The 18,324-nt window shown below is 71.5% G+C and carries 16 protein-coding genes; 6 read left to right on the top strand and 10 right to left on the bottom strand.

From position 1 onward, the window contains the following. Complete coding sequence (locus QNO14_RS03610) at positions 1-942, bottom strand: hypothetical protein (protein WP_257506772.1); 942 nt, start codon at positions 940-942, stop codon at positions 1-3. A gap of 73 nt (positions 943-1,015) precedes the next feature. Here QNO14_RS03610 and metX point away from each other — a divergent pair, with 73 nt between their 5' ends. Next, complete coding sequence (gene metX, locus QNO14_RS03605) at positions 1,016-2,221, top strand: homoserine O-acetyltransferase MetX (RefSeq protein WP_257506771.1); 1,206 nt, start codon at positions 1,016-1,018, stop codon at positions 2,219-2,221. 4 nt (positions 2,222-2,225) lie between these two features. On the opposite strand, the gene QNO14_RS03600 is transcribed toward metX, so the two are convergent. The 4 genes from QNO14_RS03600 to QNO14_RS03585 are packed head-to-tail and all read right to left on the bottom strand — an operon-like array spanning position 2,226 to position 5,492. Then, on the bottom strand, positions 2,226-3,005 hold the full coding sequence (locus QNO14_RS03600) for an NUDIX hydrolase (RefSeq protein ID WP_257506770.1): 780 nt from the start codon (positions 3,003-3,005) through the stop codon (positions 2,226-2,228). A 6-nt stretch (positions 3,006-3,011) separates the two neighbouring features. Continuing rightward, on the bottom strand, positions 3,012-3,344 hold the full coding sequence (locus QNO14_RS03595; RefSeq protein WP_257495103.1) for a thiamine-binding protein: 333 nt from the start codon (positions 3,342-3,344) through the stop codon (positions 3,012-3,014). Positions 3,345-3,360: 16 nt separating this feature from the next. Continuing rightward, the gene (locus QNO14_RS03590) at positions 3,361-4,617 is read right to left on the bottom strand and encodes a hypothetical protein (RefSeq protein WP_257506769.1); all 1,257 of its coding nucleotides are present in this window, start codon (positions 4,615-4,617) and stop codon (positions 3,361-3,363) included. A gap of 32 nt (positions 4,618-4,649) precedes the next feature. Then, positions 4,650-5,492 carry an ADP-dependent NAD(P)H-hydrate dehydratase gene (locus tag QNO14_RS03585; RefSeq protein ID WP_257506768.1) on the bottom strand — a complete coding sequence of 281 codons (843 nt, stop codon included), beginning with the start codon at positions 5,490-5,492 and terminating at the stop codon, positions 4,650-4,652. 30 nt (positions 5,493-5,522) lie between these two features. On the opposite strand from QNO14_RS03585, the gene QNO14_RS03580 reads away from it, so the two are divergent. Beyond that, positions 5,523-6,605 (top strand): NADH:flavin oxidoreductase/NADH oxidase, encoded by a 1,083-nt coding sequence (locus QNO14_RS03580; protein ID WP_257506767.1) that lies wholly within the window; start codon positions 5,523-5,525, stop codon positions 6,603-6,605. A 12-nt stretch (positions 6,606-6,617) separates the two neighbouring features. Here the strand turns inward: QNO14_RS03580 and QNO14_RS03575 are convergent, their stop codons facing one another. From QNO14_RS03575 to guaB1, 3 genes are all read right to left on the bottom strand, one after another. Continuing rightward, positions 6,618-7,673, bottom strand: coding sequence for a hemolysin family protein (locus tag QNO14_RS03575; RefSeq protein WP_257495107.1), 1,056 nt, complete (start codon positions 7,671-7,673; stop codon positions 6,618-6,620). After that, the gene (locus tag QNO14_RS03570) at positions 7,666-8,991 is read right to left on the bottom strand and encodes a hemolysin family protein (RefSeq protein WP_257495108.1); all 1,326 of its coding nucleotides are present in this window, start codon (positions 8,989-8,991) and stop codon (positions 7,666-7,668) included. The genes QNO14_RS03575 and QNO14_RS03570 overlap by 8 nt, the downstream gene beginning before the upstream one ends. 91 nt (positions 8,992-9,082) lie before the next feature. Next, on the bottom strand, positions 9,083-10,552 hold the full coding sequence (gene guaB1, locus QNO14_RS03565; RefSeq protein ID WP_257495109.1) for a GMP reductase: 1,470 nt from the start codon (positions 10,550-10,552) through the stop codon (positions 9,083-9,085). A 173-nt stretch (positions 10,553-10,725) separates the two neighbouring features. On the opposite strand from guaB1, the gene QNO14_RS03560 reads away from it, so the two are divergent. After that, the gene (locus tag QNO14_RS03560; RefSeq protein WP_257506833.1) at positions 10,726-14,394 is read left to right on the top strand and encodes a multifunctional oxoglutarate decarboxylase/oxoglutarate dehydrogenase thiamine pyrophosphate-binding subunit/dihydrolipoyllysine-residue succinyltransferase subunit; all 3,669 of its coding nucleotides are present in this window, start codon (positions 10,726-10,728) and stop codon (positions 14,392-14,394) included. A gap of 66 nt (positions 14,395-14,460) precedes the next feature. Here the strand turns inward: QNO14_RS03560 and QNO14_RS03555 are convergent, their stop codons facing one another. After that, a complete protein-coding gene (locus QNO14_RS03555) occupies positions 14,461-14,703 on the bottom strand; it encodes a zf-HC2 domain-containing protein (protein WP_257495110.1) in 243 nt (80 codons plus the stop codon). After that, the gene (locus tag QNO14_RS03550) at positions 14,700-15,362 is read right to left on the bottom strand and encodes a sigma-70 family RNA polymerase sigma factor (protein WP_285184447.1); all 663 of its coding nucleotides are present in this window, start codon (positions 15,360-15,362) and stop codon (positions 14,700-14,702) included. Before QNO14_RS03550 ends, QNO14_RS03555 begins: the two co-directional genes overlap by 4 nt. Positions 15,363-15,412: 50 nt before the next feature. On the opposite strand from QNO14_RS03550, the gene aroA reads away from it, so the two are divergent. The 3 genes from aroA to bcp are packed head-to-tail and all read left to right on the top strand — an operon-like array spanning position 15,413 to position 18,323. Then, the gene (gene aroA / locus QNO14_RS03545) at positions 15,413-16,762 is read left to right on the top strand and encodes a 3-phosphoshikimate 1-carboxyvinyltransferase (RefSeq protein WP_257506766.1); all 1,350 of its coding nucleotides are present in this window, start codon (positions 15,413-15,415) and stop codon (positions 16,760-16,762) included. 22 nt (positions 16,763-16,784) lie between these two features. Further along, positions 16,785-17,849, top strand: coding sequence for a ribosome small subunit-dependent GTPase A (rsgA, locus tag QNO14_RS03540; protein ID WP_257506765.1), 1,065 nt, complete (start codon positions 16,785-16,787; stop codon positions 17,847-17,849). 9 nt (positions 17,850-17,858) lie between these two features. After that, on the top strand, positions 17,859-18,323 hold the full coding sequence (gene bcp / locus QNO14_RS03535; RefSeq protein WP_257495113.1) for a thioredoxin-dependent thiol peroxidase: 465 nt from the start codon (positions 17,859-17,861) through the stop codon (positions 18,321-18,323). Position 18,324: the final 1 nt, after the last annotated feature.

Below are 18,324 nucleotides of genomic sequence, written 5' to 3'. Positions count from 1 at the left end.
TCAGGCGCCGTCCCACCAGCGCAGCACCCGCAGCGCACGAAGCGTCACCCAGCGGCTCGGGAACCCCTCGTGCTCGGCCTCGAGGTCGAACAGCGTGGGACCCTGGTGGGTCAGCTCGAGCTTCCACATCCCGAACGGGAGCATCTTCGCGCGCAGCAGCTCGATCGCCTCCGCGCAACGGTCGTCGCGATCCGGACGTGCGGACCGGAAGTAGTCCAGAGCGCGCAGCACGTCGTAGTACCACCGGGTCGGGAAGGACGGCATGGCGAAGCGGGGGTCGATGAGCTCACCGGTGGACGCGCGTCGGAGCAGGCGCCGCGCGAGCAGGTACTCCTCGCCGCGCAGGCGCGCGGCGGTCACGGCATCCGATCCCCCGCCGCCCTGCTCCCACGCCCACAGCCCCTCGAGCGCGCAGATCGTGGAGTGGAAGGACGAGCGGCTCGTGCCGTCTTCGTCCCAGCAGTTCCACCCGCCGTCGGCCAGCTGACCCGACAGCAGCGTCTCGACGATCTCGCGACCGTCCTGCCCGAAGTAAGCGGCGTTGGCCAGCGCGCCGCCGTTGATGCACGGCTCGACCTCGCCGTCGAAGTACGGCTGCCCGTCGTGATCCCAGCGGACGTTCTCGCGCACCCGGGTGATCGCCCGCACCACCTCGGGTGCCGCCGGGTCGGGCCCGAACGCGCGCAGCAGCTCCAGCGACGGGTGCGTGGCCGACCAGGCGTCGTAGAACGGGCGGCTCTCATCCACCCAGCCGGGGCGGTATGTGCCCCCGTCCCACAATCCGTCCTCGGCCTGCTCGGCGAGGAGCCGGGCGCCGCAGCCCTCGGTGGCCACCCGCGCACGCTCCGCGGCGACCTCCTCGGGCGCGGCATCCGTCAGGTCGCGCATCACCTGCCAGCGGACGGCAGGATCGGACTCCAGCAGGTACTCGATTGCGCTCATGAGCGCAAGCTACTCCGACCCTCCGACACGTAACACGGGGACGCCCCTCGACCGCACCGGACAGAATGGGGACGTGGACTGGCAGACCTCCGAAGACACCGTGCCCTCGGCGCCGGTGACCGAGGCCGACGCGCGCCTGCTGCTGGGCCGCCCTCCCGCGACCGGCGCGTGGCGCGACGGCGATCCGCCGGGGGACCGCCGGTTCGAGGCGTTCGGCGCCTTCCGCACCGAGGGCGGCCGCGAGCTGCCGGCGATGCGCCTGGCGTACGAGACCTGGGGCGAGCTGAACCCCGCCCGCGACAACGCCGTGCTGATCCTGCACGCCCTCACCGGCGACTCCCACGTGCGCGGGCCCGCCGGTCCCGGACACCCCACCGCCGGCTGGTGGAGCGACATCGTCGGTCCCGGCGCCCCGATCGACACCGACCGCTGGTTCGTCGTCGCGCCGAACATGCTGGGCGGATGCCAGGGCTCGACGGGCCCGGCGAGCATCGGCCCCGACGGCTACGAGTGGGCCTCGCGCTTTCCCTACCTGACCATCCGCGACCAGGTCGCTGCGCAGGTGCGCCTGGCCGATGCCCTCGGCGTGGACCGCTGGGCGGCGGTCATCGGCGGCTCGATGGGCGGCATGCACGCGCTGGAATGGGCGGTATCCGTTCCCGACCGCGTCGAGCGCCTGGCGGTGCTGTCGGCGCCGCCGGCGAACACCGCCGACCAGATCGCGCTGAACTCGGTGCAGCTGGAGGCGATCCAGATCGACCCGAGGTTCCAGGGCGGGGAGTATTACGACGCCGGCGACGGCGACGGGCCGCACCGGGGCCTGGCGCTGGCGCGCCGCATGGCGCTGCTGAACTACCGCTCCCCCACCGAGCTGAATTCCCGCTTCCAGCGCTCGTGGCAGTCGGGCAAGAGTCCGCTGGGCCACGGCGGCCGGTTCGCCGTGGAGTCCTACCTCGACTTCCACGGCAACAAGTTCACGCGCCGCTTCGACGCCAACAGCTACCTGGTGCTGGTGGAGGCGATGGACTCCCACGACGTCGGACGCGACCGCGGCGGCATCGAGGACGCCCTGGCGCGTGTCACGGCGACGACCCTCGTGCTCGGCATCGACAGCGACCGGCTGTTCCCCGTCGACGGGCAGCACCGCATCGCCCGTGGCATCCCGCACACGCTCGACGGCGACGCCGCGGTGGTGCTGGCGAGCGACTTCGGGCACGACGGGTTCCTCATCGAGACCGCCGCCGTCGGCCACCACCTCGGGCGCCTGCTGCGGAGCTGACCGCTCAGCCCGCCGAGCGGGTGTAGCGCCAAGGCAGGGCGCCTACCTCGAGGCGGTGGCGGGCCGCACCGCCTGCGCCCACGGAGTCGTATTCGCCATCCTCCTGCCACAGCAGCATCGGGCCGTCCGCGCCTCGGCGCGCGACGCTCTCGAAACGGTGGATGCCACCCAGGCGCGCCGCGGCGAGCGCGCTCCCCGCGTCGTCGTGGTCTCGCAGCCCGTGCAGCGTGACCCACGTCGGCGGGTACAGGATCAGCTCGTCCCGCCCGTGCGCTGCGAGCGCGTCGGCCGGCCGGAGCCACCGCGCGGCGACGGCTTCGTCGGGGGCCGGGCGCACCTCGCCGCCGGGGTCGGGAGCGAGGAAGAACCATGTGCGGATGCGCAGCGGCCGCCCCGGCGGCGGGTCCCAGACCGACAGGGTCACGAGGTCCGCGGGCCGCAGCGTCAGCCCCGCCTCCTCGCGGGTCTCACGCACCCCGGCAGCGCGGGCGACGAGCTCCTCCGGCGGCGCCGCGTCACCGAGGTCGCCGGAGCCCCCGAGACCCTCACGGTCGCCGGGGTCCACCTTGCCGCCGGGGAACACCCACGCGCCGGCGAACGACCCCCGGTCGGGTCGCTCCAGCAGCAGCACCTCGACACCCGCGTCGCCGTCGCGCAGCAGCACGACCGTCCCCGCGACCGGAACGGCGGGGTCGCTCCCGTCCTCCGGCCGACGCGGAGTCGATTCCCCGTCGCCCTCCGCCGGCACGTGCAGCACGCCGCGTCGCACTCCTCCCGATGCCACCGCCGGTCAGTCCTCGGTGCCTGCAGACGCGTTCTCTGCGGCATCCAGCGCCTGCTCGAGACGTTCCACCTTGCCGTCGATCTCTCCGGTGTGACCCGGGCGGATGTCGGCCTTCAGCACGAGCGACACCCGCGACCCGAACGGCAGGACGGCCTCGGTGGCCCGCTTGACGACGTCGAACACCTCGTCCCACTCGCCCTCGACCTCGGTGAACATCGAGGTCGTGCGATGCGGCAGGCCAGAGGCGCGCACGACGGCGACGGCTGCGGCGACCGCGTCGTGCACCGAGCCGTCGGCGCGACCGGTGCCGCTGGGGGCGACGGAGAAGGCGATGAGCATGGGGACCCTCCAGGGATCAGATGGACACGAAAGGGGCGGATGCCGCGCGGCGCGGCGCTGCGGTGGCCACGCGCACGCGGGCGAGGCGCACCAGCGCCCACACCCACAGCGCGACGTAGAGCACGTTGCGGAGGGTGAGCACGGCCACCGGCAGGGGCGACGCAGCGAGCACGCCGCCGTAGAGGATCGGGTAGACCAGCTGCGTGAGCAGGGCGATCGCCAGCGCCAGCACGGCCGGCCGCCACCAGCGGCGCCGGTCGAGCACGAGCCCGAGCACGAGCGGCGCGACCAGCCACGTCGCGAACTGCGGCGAGCCCACCTTGTTCACCACGACGAAGGTCAGCACCAGGCTGAGCGCCAGCGGCGGGAGCAGCCCGACCACGTGCGCGCCCCGGCGCACCTTGAGCGCCCCGACGCCGGCCACCGCCAGCATGACCGCCACCAGCAGCGGAGTCATCGCCGCGCTCAGCGTCTCGACGCCGGGCCCGGCGACCTGGAAGGTCAGCATGACCCCGTCGTAGTAGATCTGGGATCCCGGCACCCGCAGCGCGGCGAGCCACATGTGCACGGCGCTGACCGGTGCCTCGATCTGCAGCCCGCGCTCGGCCTGACCGCGGACGAACCCGAAGAGGTGCGCGCCGCCCCCCGCCGCCAGCACCGCCGCCGCCGTGACGGCGGAAACGACCACGGCCCCCGCGACGATCTTCCTCCGGGGGCGCAGGGCGATGACGGCGGCTGCCAGGAGCGCGGCCGGCCACACTTTGATCCAGGTCGCCACCGCCAGCAGCACGGAGGCGAGGAACGGCCGGCACGTGAGCCACAGGCATCCCATGACCGCGAGGGCGACCGTCAGCCCGTCGAGGCGGTACAGACCAACGGGACCCAGCAGCGCGATGAACGCAAGCCAGAACCAGGCGCCGGCCACGCGGCCGCGGGAGCGCCCACCACCCACCAGCACCGCGAACGCCACCGCATCGACGATCGTGACGACGACCGCCCAGCCCACGGTGTAGCCGACCGGACCGGCGAACAGCCACCCCGCCAGCATCGGGACGAGCGCCAGCTGGGGGTACACCCAGGGCGCCGTGACGCCCATGACCTCGCGGCCGTCGGGGCAGTACGCCGAGGAGCCGCCCCACAGTGCACAGGACGACCAGGGCTCGTACACCAGGTATACATCGCCCATGGGCTGGTTCGGCATGACGAAGCCCAGCCCCGCGACGCCGACGTGCACGACGGCGAAGGCAAGCCACAGCAGCGCACGCCTCGACACGGTGCCCATCCTACGGACCGGGGCCGCGCGGGTCAGAAGCGCCCCGACAGCACGGCTCCGACCACGCGCGGAAGGGCCGCCGCGACATCCAGCGCCGTGACGGGTCCCCCGCCCAGATCACGGGATGCCAACGCGCCCGCCTGCCCGTGCAGCCACGCCCCCGATGCCGCCGACGCCGCGAGCCCCGTCGGGTCGACGTCGCCGCGGGCAGCGCGCCCCGCGACGAGCGCCGCGATCACGCCGCCCAGCACGTCTCCGGTCCCGGCTGTCGCCAGCCACGGCGTGCCCGCCCGCACCCGCACCGCCGTGCCGTCCGGCGCCGCGACGATCGTCTCGGCGCCCTTGAGCACAACGACGCCCCCGAGCGCCGCGGCGGTGTCGAGGGCCGCAGTCACACGATCCGCATCGACGGGCTCGTCGAGCCCGAGGGCCGCCCGCAGCGTCGCGTGCTCCCGCTCGTGGGGGGTGACGACGACGGGCGCGGTGGCCCCGGCGACGAGGTCCAGCGCTCCGGCATCGGCCACCACCGGAACGTCGCCGGTGAGCAGATGGCGAAGCGCCCCGGTCTCGGCGCGGGCGCGCTCCGCGGCATCCGTTCCCGACCCGATCAGCCATGCCTGCACGCGCCCGTCGCCGGTCACCGTCTCGGGGCGCCGGGCCAGCACCGCGGCGGCGGCGGCCTCGGGTCCGACGTAGCGGACCATGCCGATGCCCGTGCGCCATGCGGCCTCGACACCCAGCACCGCCGCGCCCGGATAGCGGTCCGAGCCGGTTCGCACACCCACGACGCCACGGGAATACTTGTGGTCGGCGTCCGTTGGCATCCGCAGAGACGCCGCGACATCCGCACTCGTCCACGCCCGCGTTCCGACCATGGGCGCCACCCTACCCGTGCCGGAGGCACCGTGACCCTGCTGTTCCAGCCCTTCGTCCTCGGCAGCGACCCGGCCACCGCGGTCACCGCCCGCAACCGGCTCTGGGTCGCCCCCATGTGTCAGTACTCGGCCGAAGACGGCATGCCCGGCGAATGGCACCACGTGCACCTCGCGCAGTTCGCCTCCGGCGGGGCGGGCCTCATCACGGCCGAGGCCACCGCCGTCTCGCCGGAGGGACGGATCTCCCCCGAGGATGTGGGCCTCTGGAACGACGCTCAGCGCGACGCGTGGGCGCCCATCGCCGCCGCCATCCGCCGCCGAGGCGCGGTGCCGGCCGTGCAGCTCGCCCACGCCGGGCGGAAGGCCTCGACATGGTCGCCTTTCTCGGGGCACCGCGGGAGTGTCCCCCTCGCCGACGGCGGCTGGCCCACCGTGGCGCCGTCCGCCGTCGCCTTCGAGGGCTTCGCCACGCCCGAGGCGCTGGATCGGGCCGGCATCGACCGCATCGTCGACGCGTTCGGGGCCGCCGCGGCGCGCGCCGTGGCGGCCGGGTTCGAGGTGCTGGAGATCCACGCCGCCCACGGGTATCTGCTGCACCAGTTCCTCTCGCCGCTGGCGAACCTGCGCGACGACGAGTACGGCGGCTCGCTCGAGGGACGCGCACGACTGCTGCTGCGGGTCTGCGATGCGGTGGCCGCGGCGGCGCCGGGCGTGCCGCTGATCGTGCGCTTCTCGGCGACCGACTGGGCCGAAGGCGGCTGGGACGTGGACGAGACCGCGACCGTCGCCGGTTGGGTGGCCGAGCGTGGCGTCTCGCTCGTGGACGTCTCCAGCGGCGGGCTCGTCGCCCATCAGCGCATCACCACCGGGCCCGGGTATCAGGTGCCGCTCGCCGCACGGGTGCGGGCGACGGCAGGCATTCCGGTCAGCGCCGTGGGCGAGATCACGGATGCCGCGCAGGCCGAGCGGATCCTCGCCCACGGCGACGCCGACGTCATCACGGCCGGACGGGAATGGCTGCGCGACCCGCACTTCGCACTGCGCGCCGCGGGCGAGCTCGGCGAGGACATCGGCTACTGGCCGCCGCAGTACGTCCGGGCACGCCGCCGCTGAACCCGACGCCCCTCACCGCAGGCGCCGCGTGGCGTCCTGCACTTCGCCGACCAGCTCTTCGATGATGTCCTCGAGGAAGAGCACCGCGGTGGTGCGGCCGGACTGATCGCGCACCTGCGCGAGGTGGCGGCTGGAGCGGCGCATGATCGCGAGCGCGTCTTCGAGGTCGGTCGTCTCGGACACCGGCACCATGTGATGGATGCGCTTGGGCTTCACCGGTGCGGATGAGGCCGTCGCGGCATCCGGGCCTTCGGCCTCGCGCAGCACGTCCTTCAGATGCACGTACCCGAGCGGCGCCCCCTCGCCGTCGACGATGACGTAGCGCGAGAAGCCGTGCTTGGCCACCGCCCGTTCGATCTCGTCCGGCGTGGTCGATTCGGGCAGGGTCACCAGCGACGACAGCGGCACCGCGACGTCCTTGGCCTTCTTGTCGGTGAACTCCACCGCGGCCGCGACCGTGCCGGAGGCGTCGTCGAGCACGCCCTCGATGCGCGACTGGTTCACGATCGTCGCGACCTCGTCGAGCGTGAAGGTCGAGGCGGCCTCGTCCTTCGGCTCGACGCGGAACAGCCGCAGCACGTGGTTGGCGATCCAGTTGAGGGTCACGATGATCGGGTGGAAGAGCCTCGACACCCACACCAGGGGCGTGGCCAGCAGCAGCACCGCGCGATCCGGCAGCGAGAACGCGAGGTTCTTCGGCACCATCTCGCCGAACACGACGTGCAGATACGACACCAGCAGCAGGGCGATGACGAACGCGATGACGTCGACGACCCCCTCGCCGAGCCCCGTCAGCCCCAGCGGAACGGCCAGCAGGTGGTGGATGGCCGGCTCGGAGACGTTGAGGATCAGCAGGGAGCAGATCGTGATGCCCAGCTGGCAGGTCGCGAGCATGAGCGTGGCGTGCTCCATGGCCCACAGCGCCGTCTTGGCCGGGCGGGACCCCTTCTCGGCCAGCGGCTCGATCTGCGAGCGACGCGCGGAGATGACGGCGAACTCGGCGCCCACGAAGAACGCGTTGAACACCAGCAGCACGACGAGCCATGCGATTCCGGCCCAGTCACTCATCGCGTGCCCCTTCTTCGTCGCCCTCGGCGAGCGGGCGCGGGGTGAACCTCACCCGTCCGACGCGTCGTCCGTCCATGCGCTGCACCGTCAGGGTGCCGTCTTCGAGCTCGATGCTGTCGCCGACGACGGGGATGCGCTCCAGCACGCTCATGACATACCCGCCCACGGTGTCGTACACGTCCCCTTCGGGAACGCGGATGCCGGTGCGGTCGCGCAGCTCGTCAGGGCGGAGCTCCCCCGGGAACGTCACGAGACCGGCCGCGCGCACGATGCCCGCGCGGCTGCGGTCGTGCTCGTCGAGCACCTCGCCGACGATCTCCTCCACGAGGTCCTCCAGTGTCACGACCCCGGCGGTGCCGCCGTACTCGTCGACCACGACGGCCATCTGATAGCCGCGCGCCCGCAGCTCCGAGATGAGGGCGTCCAGGTGCACCGCCTCGGGCACACGCAGCGGCTCCGAGGCGATCGCGGCCGCCGGCACGTCGGCGCGGCGCTCCCGCGGCACGCTGACGGCGGCCTTGACGTGCACGACGCCGGTGATGTCGTCCATCGAGTCGTCGTACACGGGGAACCGGCTGTGACCGGTGCGCCGAGCGAGCTGGATGACGTCCTCGACCGAGTCCGAGGCGGCGACGGCGTGCACGCTGGGCCGCGGCGTCATGACGTCGGCGGCGGTGAGGCGGGAGAAGGTCAGGGTGCGCTGCAGCAGCGACGCGGTGTCCTGCTCGAGCACGCCGGCGCTGGCCGAGCGGCGAACGAGGCTCGACAGCTCCTCGGCGGTGCGGGCGCCGGAGAGTTCCTCCTTCGGCTCCACCCCCATGGCGCGGAGGATGCCGTTGGCGCTGCCGTTGAGCACCGAGACGGCGGGGCGGAAGACCGTGGTGAACCCGACCTGGAAGGGCATCACGAGCTTCGCGGTCTGGCGGGGGATGGCGAGGGCGAAGTTCTTCGGCACGAGCTCGCCGAGGATCATCGAGAAGACCGTCGCGATCGACATGCCGACCACGGCGGCCACGGGGCGGGAGACCGCCTCCGACCAGCCCCACGCGCCGAAGACCGGCGCGAGCAGGTTCGAGATCGCCGGCTCCATCGTGTAGCCGGTGAGCAGCGTCGTCAGCGTGATGCCGAGTTGCGCGCTCGACAGGTGCGTCGAGGTGATGCGCAGCGCCGAGATGGTGATCGACAGGCGGGTCTCGCCCGCGGCCTGACGCGACTCCAGATCCGCCCGGTCCAGGTTCACCAGGGCGAACTCACTGGCGACGAACAGGCCGGTGCCGACTGTCAGAAGCAGCCCCACGCCCAACATCACGTAATCCATCACGCGTCACCCCCCGTCACGGGGAGAAAGGGTCGGTGGGGCGAGCATCTACTACTGGGAGGGTCGTCCATCGTAGGGGAATTCTACGGGATCACCAGCCGACGGGCAGAGCCTTTCCCTCCTCGTAGCCCGCCGCGGACTGCACGCCGACCATGGCGCGGTCGTGGAACTCCGCGACGCTGGCCGCACCGGCGTAGGTGAACGACGAGCGCACGCCGGAGGTGATCATGTCCAGAAGATCCTCGAGTCCCGGCCGCAGCGGGTCCAGGTAGATCTTCGACGACGAGATCCCCTCGGCGAACAGCTCCCTGCGGGCCAGCTCATAGGGGTCCAGCCGCCCGAACCGCTCATGCACGGCCTTGGTCGAGGCCATGCCCCACGACTCCTTGTACGCGCGCCCCGCGTCGTCGGTCTGCACTTCGCCGGGCGCCTCGATCGTGCCGGCGAACCAGGAGCCGATCATGACGGATGCCGCACCCGCCGCCAGCGCGAGCGCGACGTCCCGGGGGTAGCGCACGCCGCCGTCGGCCCACACGTGTCCGCCGTGCTCGGCGGCCGCCTGCGCGGTCTCGAGCACGGCCGAGAACTGCGGGCGCCCGACGGCGGTCATCATGCGCGTCGTGCACATCGCCCCCGGCCCCACGCCGACCTTCAGGATCGACGCCCCCGCCGCCATGAGGTCCGCGACACCCTCGGCCGTGACGACGTTGCCGGCCGCGATGGGGATGCCGAGATCGAGGGCCGACACGGCGTGCAGGGCCCGCAGCATGCCCTCCTGGTGCCCGTGCGCCGTGTCCATCACGAGCACGTCGACGCCGGCGGCGGCAAGCGCCTTCGCCTTCGCGGCCACATCGCCGTTGATCCCGACCGCCGCCGCGACGATGAGCCTGCCGTCGGCGTCGACGGCAGGTCGGTAGAGCGCCGAGCGCAGGGCGCTGCGGCGCGAGAGCGTGCCGACGAGCAGCCCGTGGTGCAGCACGCAGACGACGTCGGCCTCGGCGGCCACGATGAGGTCGAACGCCTGCCGCGGGGTCTCGACGTCGTCGGCGTCGATCGCGGCGGCGGGCCCCCTGACCAGATCGCCCAGCCGGGCGTCGGCGAGGGCGGTCCCGAGTCGCGGCGCGGGGACGATGCCCAGCACATCGTCCCGCGTGAGGCGCCCGTCGGGGCCCGACCCGGGAACGGAGGCGACGAGGACGCCGTGTCCCTCCGTCGCGGGCAGCAGCCGCCGGGCGTCGGCGACCGTCGCCTCGGGCGGCAGCACGAGCGGCGTGTCCCACCGCACCGGCTGGTCCTTGACCCAGCGGATCGCGGCATCCAGCTCCTGCAGCGGCATGTCCTGAGGCAGCACCCCGAGCCCCCCACGGCGCGCGAGAACGGAGGCCAGCCGGGCGCCGGTGACCGAGTTCATGTTGGACGACACCAGCGGGATCGTCGCGCCGGTGCCGTCGCCGGGCGCCAGATCCACCTCGAGCCGGCTCTGCACCGCCGATCGGCGTGGCACGAGGAACACGTCGGAGTACGTCAGATCGACCGCAGGCCGCTCCCCGGAGAATCGCATGTTTCCACGGTAGCCGCGCGCGACGCGCCCGGCTCGGAGTTCGCCGAATGCGCGAAACAGCGCTTCCGCCGGAGGACACCGTCGAAAAGGGGCTAACCTTGACAGTTGTGCGCGCAGGCGACGACGATGCCGCGCGCGATCGGATCTTCACCGAAGAAAGCAGGCGATCCAGCGTGTCCAGCCAGGTGACCGGCGTCGGAACCTCGAGCGAAGGCGAGTTCGGAGCGAACGCGTGGCTCGTAGACGAACTCTACGAGCAGTTCAAGGCAGACAAGAACTCCGTGGACAAGGCCTGGTGGCCGGTTCTCGAGGCCTATCAGCCGGACGGTGCCGTGGCAACGGCCGAGCCCGCTGCTGCCGCCGAGCCGCACCCCGTGACGGCTCCGATCCCCGTCATCGGAACGCAGCCGGTGGCCCGCACCACCGCGAAGCCGGCCGCACCGCAGCCGATCCCCGCGCAGGCGCAGGACCGCAAGCCTGCCGCCCCGAGCGAGGCGGGCGAAGACGTCGTCACCCCGCTGCGCGGCATGACGAAGACCCTCGCGGCCAACATGGACCAGTCGCTGACGGTCCCCACCGCGACGAGCGTCCGCACGATCCCCGCGAAGCTGATGATCGACAACCGCATCGTCATCAACAACCACATGGCCCGCACGCGGGGCGGCAAGGTCAGCTTCACGCACCTCATCGGCTGGGCGATCGTCCAGGCGCTGAAGACCTTCCCGAGTCAGAACGTGTACTACGCCGAGGTCGACGGCAAGCCGTCGGTGGTGGCTCCGGCCCACATCAACCTCGGAATCGCCATCGACGTGCCCAAGCCCGATGGCTCGCGTTCGCTGCTGGTGCCGAGCATCAAGCGCGCCGAGACCCTCACCTTCGGGGAGTTCCTCTCCGCTTACGAGGACCTGGTCACCCGGGCACGGGCGAACAAGCTCGCCGCCGCCGACTTCCAGGGCACCACGATCTCGCTGACCAACCCCGGCGGCATCGGCACCGTGCACTCGGTGCCGCGCCTGATGAAGGGCCAGGGCTGCATCGTCGGCGCCGGCGCCCTGGAGTACCCGGCGGAGTTCCAGGGGTCCAGCGAGAAGACGCTGGTCAACCTCGGCATCGGCAAGACGATCACGCTCACCAGCACCTACGACCACCGCGTCATCCAGGGCGCAGGTTCCGGCGAGTTCCTCAAGATCGTCCACGAGATGCTCACCGGCCGTCGCGAGTTCTACACCGACATCTTCGCGGCGCTGCGCATCCCCTACGCCCCCATCCGCTGGGCAGGCGACATCAACGTCGACCTCGCCGAGCGCATCGACAAGACCGCCCGCGTGCAGGAGCTCATCAACTCCTTCCGGGTGCGCGGCCACCTCATGGCCGACATCGACCCGCTGGAGTACGTGCAGCGCACGCACCCCGACCTCGAGATCGAGAGCCACGGTCTGACCTTCTGGGATCTGGACCGCGAGTTCGTCACGAACGGCTTCGCCGGCAAGCGCACCATGAAGCTGCGCGAGATCCTGGGGGTGCTCCGTGACTCGTACTGCCGCACCCTCGGCATCGAGTACATGCACATCCAGGACCCCGACCAGCGCGCCTGGTTCCAGAACAACGTCGAGGCGAAGTACGAGAAGCCGAACCACGACGAGCAGCTGCGGGTCCTCAGCAAGCTGAACGAGGCAGAGGCGTTCGAGACGTTCCTGCAGACGAAGTACGTCGGCCAGAAGCGCTTCAGCCTCGAAGGCGGCGAGTCGCTCATTCCCCTCCTCGACCAGGTGCTGCGCGGCGCCGCCGACGTCGGCCTCGACGGTGCGGCGATCGCGATGGCCCACCGCGGCCGCCTCAACGTGCTCACCAACGTCGCCGGCAAGACCTACGGCCAGGTGTTCCGCGAGTTCGAGGGCTCGGTGGCGATCGGGTCCAAGAGCGGTTCCGGCGACGTCAAGTACCACCTCGGCACCGAGGGCACCTTCGTCACGGACGACGGCACGGAGCTGCCGGTCGTGCTGGCGGCCAACCCGTCGCACCTCGAGACCGTCGACGGCGTGCTGGAGGGCATCGTCCGCGCCAAGCAGGACCGCAAGCCCATCGGGTCCTTCTCGTGGCTGCCGATCCTCGTCCACGGCGACGCCGCTTTCGCCGGCCAGGGCGTTGTGGTCGAGACCCTGCAGATGTCGCAGCTGCGCGGCTACCGCACCGGCGGCACCGTGCACGTCGTCGTCAACAACCAGGTCGGGTTCACGACCCTCCCCCAGGACGCCCGCACGTCGGTGTACGCCACCGACGTCGCGAAGACCATCCAGGCGCCCATCTTCCACGTCAACGGGGACGATCCCGAAGCGGTCGTGCGCGTCGCGGAGCTGGCGTTCCGCTACCGCGAGGAGTTCCACCGCGACGTCGTGATCGACCTCGTGTGCTACCGCCGCCGCGGTCACAACGAGGGCGACGACCCCTCGATGACGCAGCCGCTCATGACGAACCTCATCGAGGCGAAGCGCTCGGTGCGACGCCTCTACACCGAGGCGCTCGTGGGTCGCGGCGACATCACCGAGGAGGAGTACGAGCAGGCGAAGAAGGACTTCCAGGACCGCCTCGAGGTCGCCTTCGCCGAGACGCACGCGGCCGAGACGGGATCCACTCCCGTCGTCGCAGCGGGCGCCGACGCGGTCGAGCCGGCGGCCGGCGAGCCCGAGACGACCGGGGTCTCGCGCGAGGTCGTGCACCTGATCGGCGACGCCTTCGTCAACAAGCCCGAGGGCTTCACGGTGCACAACAAGCTGCAGCAGCTGCTGGAGAAGCGCCACGACATGAGCCGCAACGGCGCCATCGACTGGGCGTTCGGCGAACTGCTGGCCTTCGGCTCGCTGCTGCTGGAGGGCACCAACGTGCGTCTGGCCGGACAGGACGCCCGCCGCGGCACGTTCGTCCAGCGCCATTCGGTGTTCCACGACCGGGCGAACGGCCAGGAATGGCTGCCGCTGACGAACCTGTCCGACAACCAGGGCCGGTTCTGGGCCTACGACTCGCTGCTGAGCGAGTACGCGGCGATGGCGTTCGAGTACGGCTACTCGGTGGAGCGCCCCGACGCGCTCGTGCTGTGGGAGGCCCAGTTCGGCGACTTCGCCGACGGCGCCCAGACCGTCATCGACACCTACCTGTCGGCGGCCGACCAGAAGTGGGGTCAGCAGTCGAGCGTCGTGCTGCTGCTGCCGCACGGGTACGAGGGCCAGGGACCGGACCACTCCTCCGCGCGCATCGAGCGCTACCTGCAGCTGTGCGCGCAGGACAACATGACCGTCGCCCGCCCGTCGACCCCCGCGTCGTACTTCCACCTGCTGCGTCGGCAGGCGTACCAGCGGCCGCGGCGTCCGCTGGTGGTCTTCACCCCGAAGGCGATGCTGCGCCTGCGCGGCGCGACGAGCCCCGTCGACGACTTCCTCACGGGCAAGTTCGAGCCGGTCCTCGACGATTCCCGGCAGCTGGACCGGTCCGCCGTGAAGCGGGTGCTGCTGCACGCCGGCAAGATCCACTGGGACCTGCGCGCCGAGCTGGAGAAGAACCCGAACCCCGAGATCGCCCTCGTGCGGATGGAGCAGTTCTACCCGTCCCCCGTGGCGGAGCTCAACGCGGTGATCGACAGCTACCCGAACGCCGAACTGGTGTGGGTGCAGGACGAGCCCGAGAACCAGGGCGCCTGGCCCTTCATCGCCCTGGAGATCGTCAAGCACCTGCACGGGCGCACCATCGCCCGCGTCTCGCGTGCGGCGGCGGCATCCACCGCGACGGGCTCGAGCAAGGTCCACGCGATCGAGCAGGCGGAGATCATGCGGGCGGCACTGACGCTCTGACGCGCCGAACGACGAAGGGGGTGGATGCCGCGGCGTCCACCCCCTTGTTCGTTCCGAGCCCGTCGGTCAGTGCGCGGCCTGCGCCTCGCGCAACCGTGCCAGCACCTGATCGCGCAGCTGCTCGGGGGCCGTCTCCTTGCAGGCGCGCGCCACGACGTCGGTCAGCGTCTTGGCTACCAGCGCCTCCTGCTGGCAGGCGGCGCAGTTCTCCAGGTGCTCGGTGATATCCGCGTGCTCCGTCTTGCAGACCTCGTGGCGCAGGTACTCCTCGAGGTCGCGGCGGGCCTTGTCACAGCCGCAGTCGGTCATTTCGCACTCCTTGTCGGGGTCGTGTCGATCCCGCGTTCGCTCGCATAATCGGCCAGCAGTTCACGAAGCATCCGCCTGCCACGGTGCAGGCGGCTCATGACCGTGCCGATCGGGGTTTTCATGATGTCCGCGATCTCCTGATACGCGAATCCTTCGACGTCCGCGAAGTAGACGGCGAGTCGGAAATCCTCGGGGATGGACTGCAGCGCCTCCTTGACGACCGATGCCGGCATGCGGTCGATCGCCTCGGCCTCGGCCGAGCGGGCACTGGTCGCCGTCGTGGACTCCGCACCGCCGAGCTGCCAATCCTCAAGCTCGTCGATCGTGCCCTGGTACGGCTCGCGCTGCTTCTTGCGGTAGGTGTTGATGTAGGTGTTGGTGAGGATGCGGTACAGCCACGCCTTCAGGTTCGTCCCCTGCGTGAACGACGACCACGACGCGAACGCCTTCACGAACGTCTCCTGCACGAGGTCGGCCGCATCGGCGGGGTTGCGGGTCATGCGCATCGCCGCCCCGTACAGCTGATCCATGAAGGGCAGCGCCTGCTCCTCGAACTGGGCGCGTGCTTCTGCTGCGGCATCGACCTGGTCGCTCATCACGCGCAAGTCTACGTCGGCGTCGAGCACGCCCCGCAGGGGGGCATCGAGCGTCACCGTCATCTTTCTCCTTTTCCTGGCGTAAACCGGGAGGTTCGTTAGGCTAGAACGCGATGAGTGTCGCCGAATATTCCGCCGTACCTTCAGCCGCTGACGGCGACTGGCCCGCGCCCACTGTGCACGAGCCGCTCGTCGCGACGCTGAGCGTCCCCGGATCGAAATCGCTGACCAACCGGGAGCTGATCCTGGCCGCCATCGCCGACGGGCCGGGGCGGCTGATATCGCCGCTGCACTCGGAGGATTCGGCCCGCATGATCGAGGCTCTGCGCGCTCTCGGCGTCCAGGTGCAGGAGGTCGCAGGCACCGGCTCGTTCGGTCCCGACCTCGTCGTGACGCCGGCGAACCCGATGTCGGGCGAGACCGTGGTGGACTGCGGCCAGGCCGGCACGGTCATGCGCTTCGTGGCGGCCATCGCCGGCCTCGCTCGGGGTGAGGTGACGCTGACCGCCCACGAGACGGCGCTTCACCGGCCCATGGGCGAGATGATCAAGGCGCTGCGCGCCGTGGGCAGCGACATCGACGACGAGGGGACGTGGTCGCTCCCCTTCGTCATCCACGGACACGGGCACGTGCGCGGCGGCGACGTGGAAATCGACGCGAGCGGATCGAGCCAGTTCGTCTCCGGGCTGCTGCTGGCCGCTCCGCGCTTCGACGTGGGGCTCACCCTGCGCCACAAGGGCCGGCGCCTGCCGAGCCTGCCGCACATCGACATGACCGTCGAGGCCCTGGGCCACCGCGGTGTGCACGTCGAGCGCCCCAGTGCCAACGAGTGGATCGTGCCGGCCGGCCCCGTGCGGGCGAAGGACGTGGCGATCGAGCCCGACCTGTCCAACGCCGCGCCGTTCCTGGCGGCCGCGATGATCGCCGGCGGCCACGTGTCCATCACCGGCTGGCCGGCCCACTCCACCCAGCCCGGCGCCCTCCTCACCGAGATCCTTCCCATCATGGGCGCCCGCACCCAGCGCCGGGGCGGCGCCCTCACCGTCACCGCAGGCAGCAGCGGCATCCACGGGGTCGACCTCGACCTCTCCGCCGCGAGCGAGCTGACCCCCACCCTGTGCGCGCTGGCCGCGTTCGCGGACGGCCCCACCACGATCACCGGCGTCGGCCACATCCGAGGTCACGAGACCGACCGCATCGCGGCGATCGTCGGCAACCTGCGGGCCCTCGGCGGCGAGGCGCACGAGCTGCCCGACGGCATCCGCGTCGTCCCGCGCCCGCTCACCGGTGGACTCTGGCGCGCGCATCACGACCACCGCATGGCCACCGCCGGAGCGCTCATCGGCTTGGCCGTGCCTGGCGTATTCGTCGACGACATCGGGACCACGCGCAAGACGCTGCCCGAGTTCCCGCAGCTCTGGGCCCAGCTCGTGGGCTCCGCCGCGGGGAACGCCGAGCGGTGACCGGCTGCGGGCGGAGCCGGCGATGAGCTGGCTCGACAGCGACGACGACGAGTTCGATTTCGACGAGGCCTCCATCCGGATGCGGCCCAACCCGAAGGCGAACCGGCCGCGCACCAAGCGCCGCCCCGCGCACAGCGACGCCCGCATCGCGCGGGTGCTGGGCGTGGACCGCGGGCGGTACACCGTGCTCGTCGACGAGGACGGACCGAACGAGCACACGGCACTGGCCGTGCGCGCGCGGGAGCTGCGCAAGACCCCGATCGTCACCGGCGACCAAGCCCGCGTGGTCGGCGACACGTCCGGCAGCCAGGGCACGCTCTCCCGGATCGTCGGATTGCAGGAGCGCACGTCGCTGCTGCGACGCTCCGCCGACGACACCGACCAGGTGGAGCGGGTCGTCGTCGCCAACGCCGACCAGATGCTGGTGGTCGTGGCAGCGGCCGACCCCGAGCCACGGGAGCGGCTCGTCGACCGCTACCTCATCGCCGCACTGGATGCCGGCATCCGCCCTCTCCTCGTGGTCACCAAGACCGACCTCGCCGACCCCTCGGCGTTCCTGTCGCACTTCGAGGGCGTCGAAGGACTGCAGGTGTTCACCAGCGCGCAGGGTGCCATGCCGGTCGAGGAGATCGGCCGGCAGCTGGTCGGCCACTCGACGGTGTTCGTGGGCCATTCCGGAGTCGGCAAATCGACCCTGGTCAACGCGCTCGTGCCCGACGCGCATCGCGCGACCGGACACGTCAATCAGGTGACGGGCCGTGGCCGCCACACCTCCAGCTCCACCGTCTCGCTGCGCTACCACGGCGCGGAGGGCAACGGCTGGGTCATCGACACTCCCGGCGTTCGCTCGTTCGGGCTCGGTCACGTCGATCCGGCGAACATCCTGGCCGCCTACACCGATCTCGCCGCCGCCGCCGCGGAGTGCCCGCGCGGGTGCACGCACCTGCCCGACGCCCCCGACTGCGCGATCGTCGAGGCGCTCGCCGAGGGCCGGCTCGGGCCGAACGGCGCGGCACGGCTCGACTCGCTGCAGCGGCTGCTGGCCACGTTCGCCGAGCGGGATCGCAACGCCGCCGCGCGTCCGTAGGCTGGAGGGATGACGCTTCAGCCCGGCTCCCCCGCACCCGATTTCACCCTTTCCGACCAGGACGGCGAGAAGGTCACCCTGTCGTCGCTGCGCGGCCGCCCGGTGATCCTGTACTTCTACCCCGCGGCCATGACCCCCGGCTGCACCACACAGGCCTGCGACTTCCGCGACAGCATGCCGGCGCTGCAGTCGGCCGGGTACACGCTGCTGGGCATCTCGCGGGACACGCCCGAGAAGCTGCGCGCCTTCCGCGACCGCGACGGCCTGACATTCGATCTGCTCAGCGATCCCGACCACGCCGTGCACGAGGCGTACGGCGCCTGGGGCGAGAAGATGAATTACGGCAAGCGCGTCGAAGGGGTCATCCGGTCGACCTTCGTGCTCGACGGTGACGGCGTGATCCAGCACGCGCTGTACAACGTGCGCGCCACCGGGCACGTGGCCCGGCTGCGCACGCTCCTGCAGCCTGCCTGAA

Origin of the sequence: Microbacterium sp. zg-Y625 (assembly GCF_030246925.1) — a bacterium.
GTDB lineage: Bacteria > Actinomycetota > Actinomycetes > Actinomycetales > Microbacteriaceae > Microbacterium > Microbacterium jiangjiandongii.
Note: the sequence above shows the minus strand (reverse complement) of the source record. Positions and strands in the feature narration are given on the sequence as shown.

What these genes read in the sequence shown, in the direction of transcription:
- QNO14_RS03570 (WP_257495108.1), bottom strand. Translation starts at nt 8,991, where the DNA reads ATGGATTACGTGATGTTGGGCGTGGGGCTGCTTCTGACAGTCGGCACC.
- QNO14_RS03575 (WP_257495107.1), bottom strand. Translation starts at nt 7,673, where the DNA reads ATGAGTGACTGGGCCGGAATCGCATGGCTCGTCGTGCTGCTGGTGTTC.
- rsgA (WP_257506765.1), top strand. Translation starts at nt 16,785, where the DNA reads ATGAGCTGGCTCGACAGCGACGACGACGAGTTCGATTTCGACGAGGCC.
- guaB1 (WP_257495109.1), bottom strand. Translation starts at nt 10,552, where the DNA reads ATGCGATTCTCCGGGGAGCGGCCTGCGGTCGATCTGACGTACTCCGAC.
- bcp (WP_257495113.1), top strand. Translation starts at nt 17,859, where the DNA reads ATGACGCTTCAGCCCGGCTCCCCCGCACCCGATTTCACCCTTTCCGAC.
- aroA (WP_257506766.1), top strand. Translation starts at nt 15,413, where the DNA reads ATGAGTGTCGCCGAATATTCCGCCGTACCTTCAGCCGCTGACGGCGAC.
- QNO14_RS03585 (WP_257506768.1), bottom strand. Translation starts at nt 5,492, where the DNA reads ATGGTCGGAACGCGGGCGTGGACGAGTGCGGATGTCGCGGCGTCTCTG.
- QNO14_RS03595 (WP_257495103.1), bottom strand. Translation starts at nt 3,344, where the DNA reads ATGCTCATCGCCTTCTCCGTCGCCCCCAGCGGCACCGGTCGCGCCGAC.
- QNO14_RS03610 (WP_257506772.1), bottom strand. Translation starts at nt 942, where the DNA reads ATGAGCGCAATCGAGTACCTGCTGGAGTCCGATCCTGCCGTCCGCTGG.
- QNO14_RS03555 (WP_257495110.1), bottom strand. Translation starts at nt 14,703, where the DNA reads ATGACCGACTGCGGCTGTGACAAGGCCCGCCGCGACCTCGAGGAGTAC.
- QNO14_RS03550 (WP_285184447.1), bottom strand. Translation starts at nt 15,362, where the DNA reads ATGACGGTGACGCTCGATGCCCCCCTGCGGGGCGTGCTCGACGCCGAC.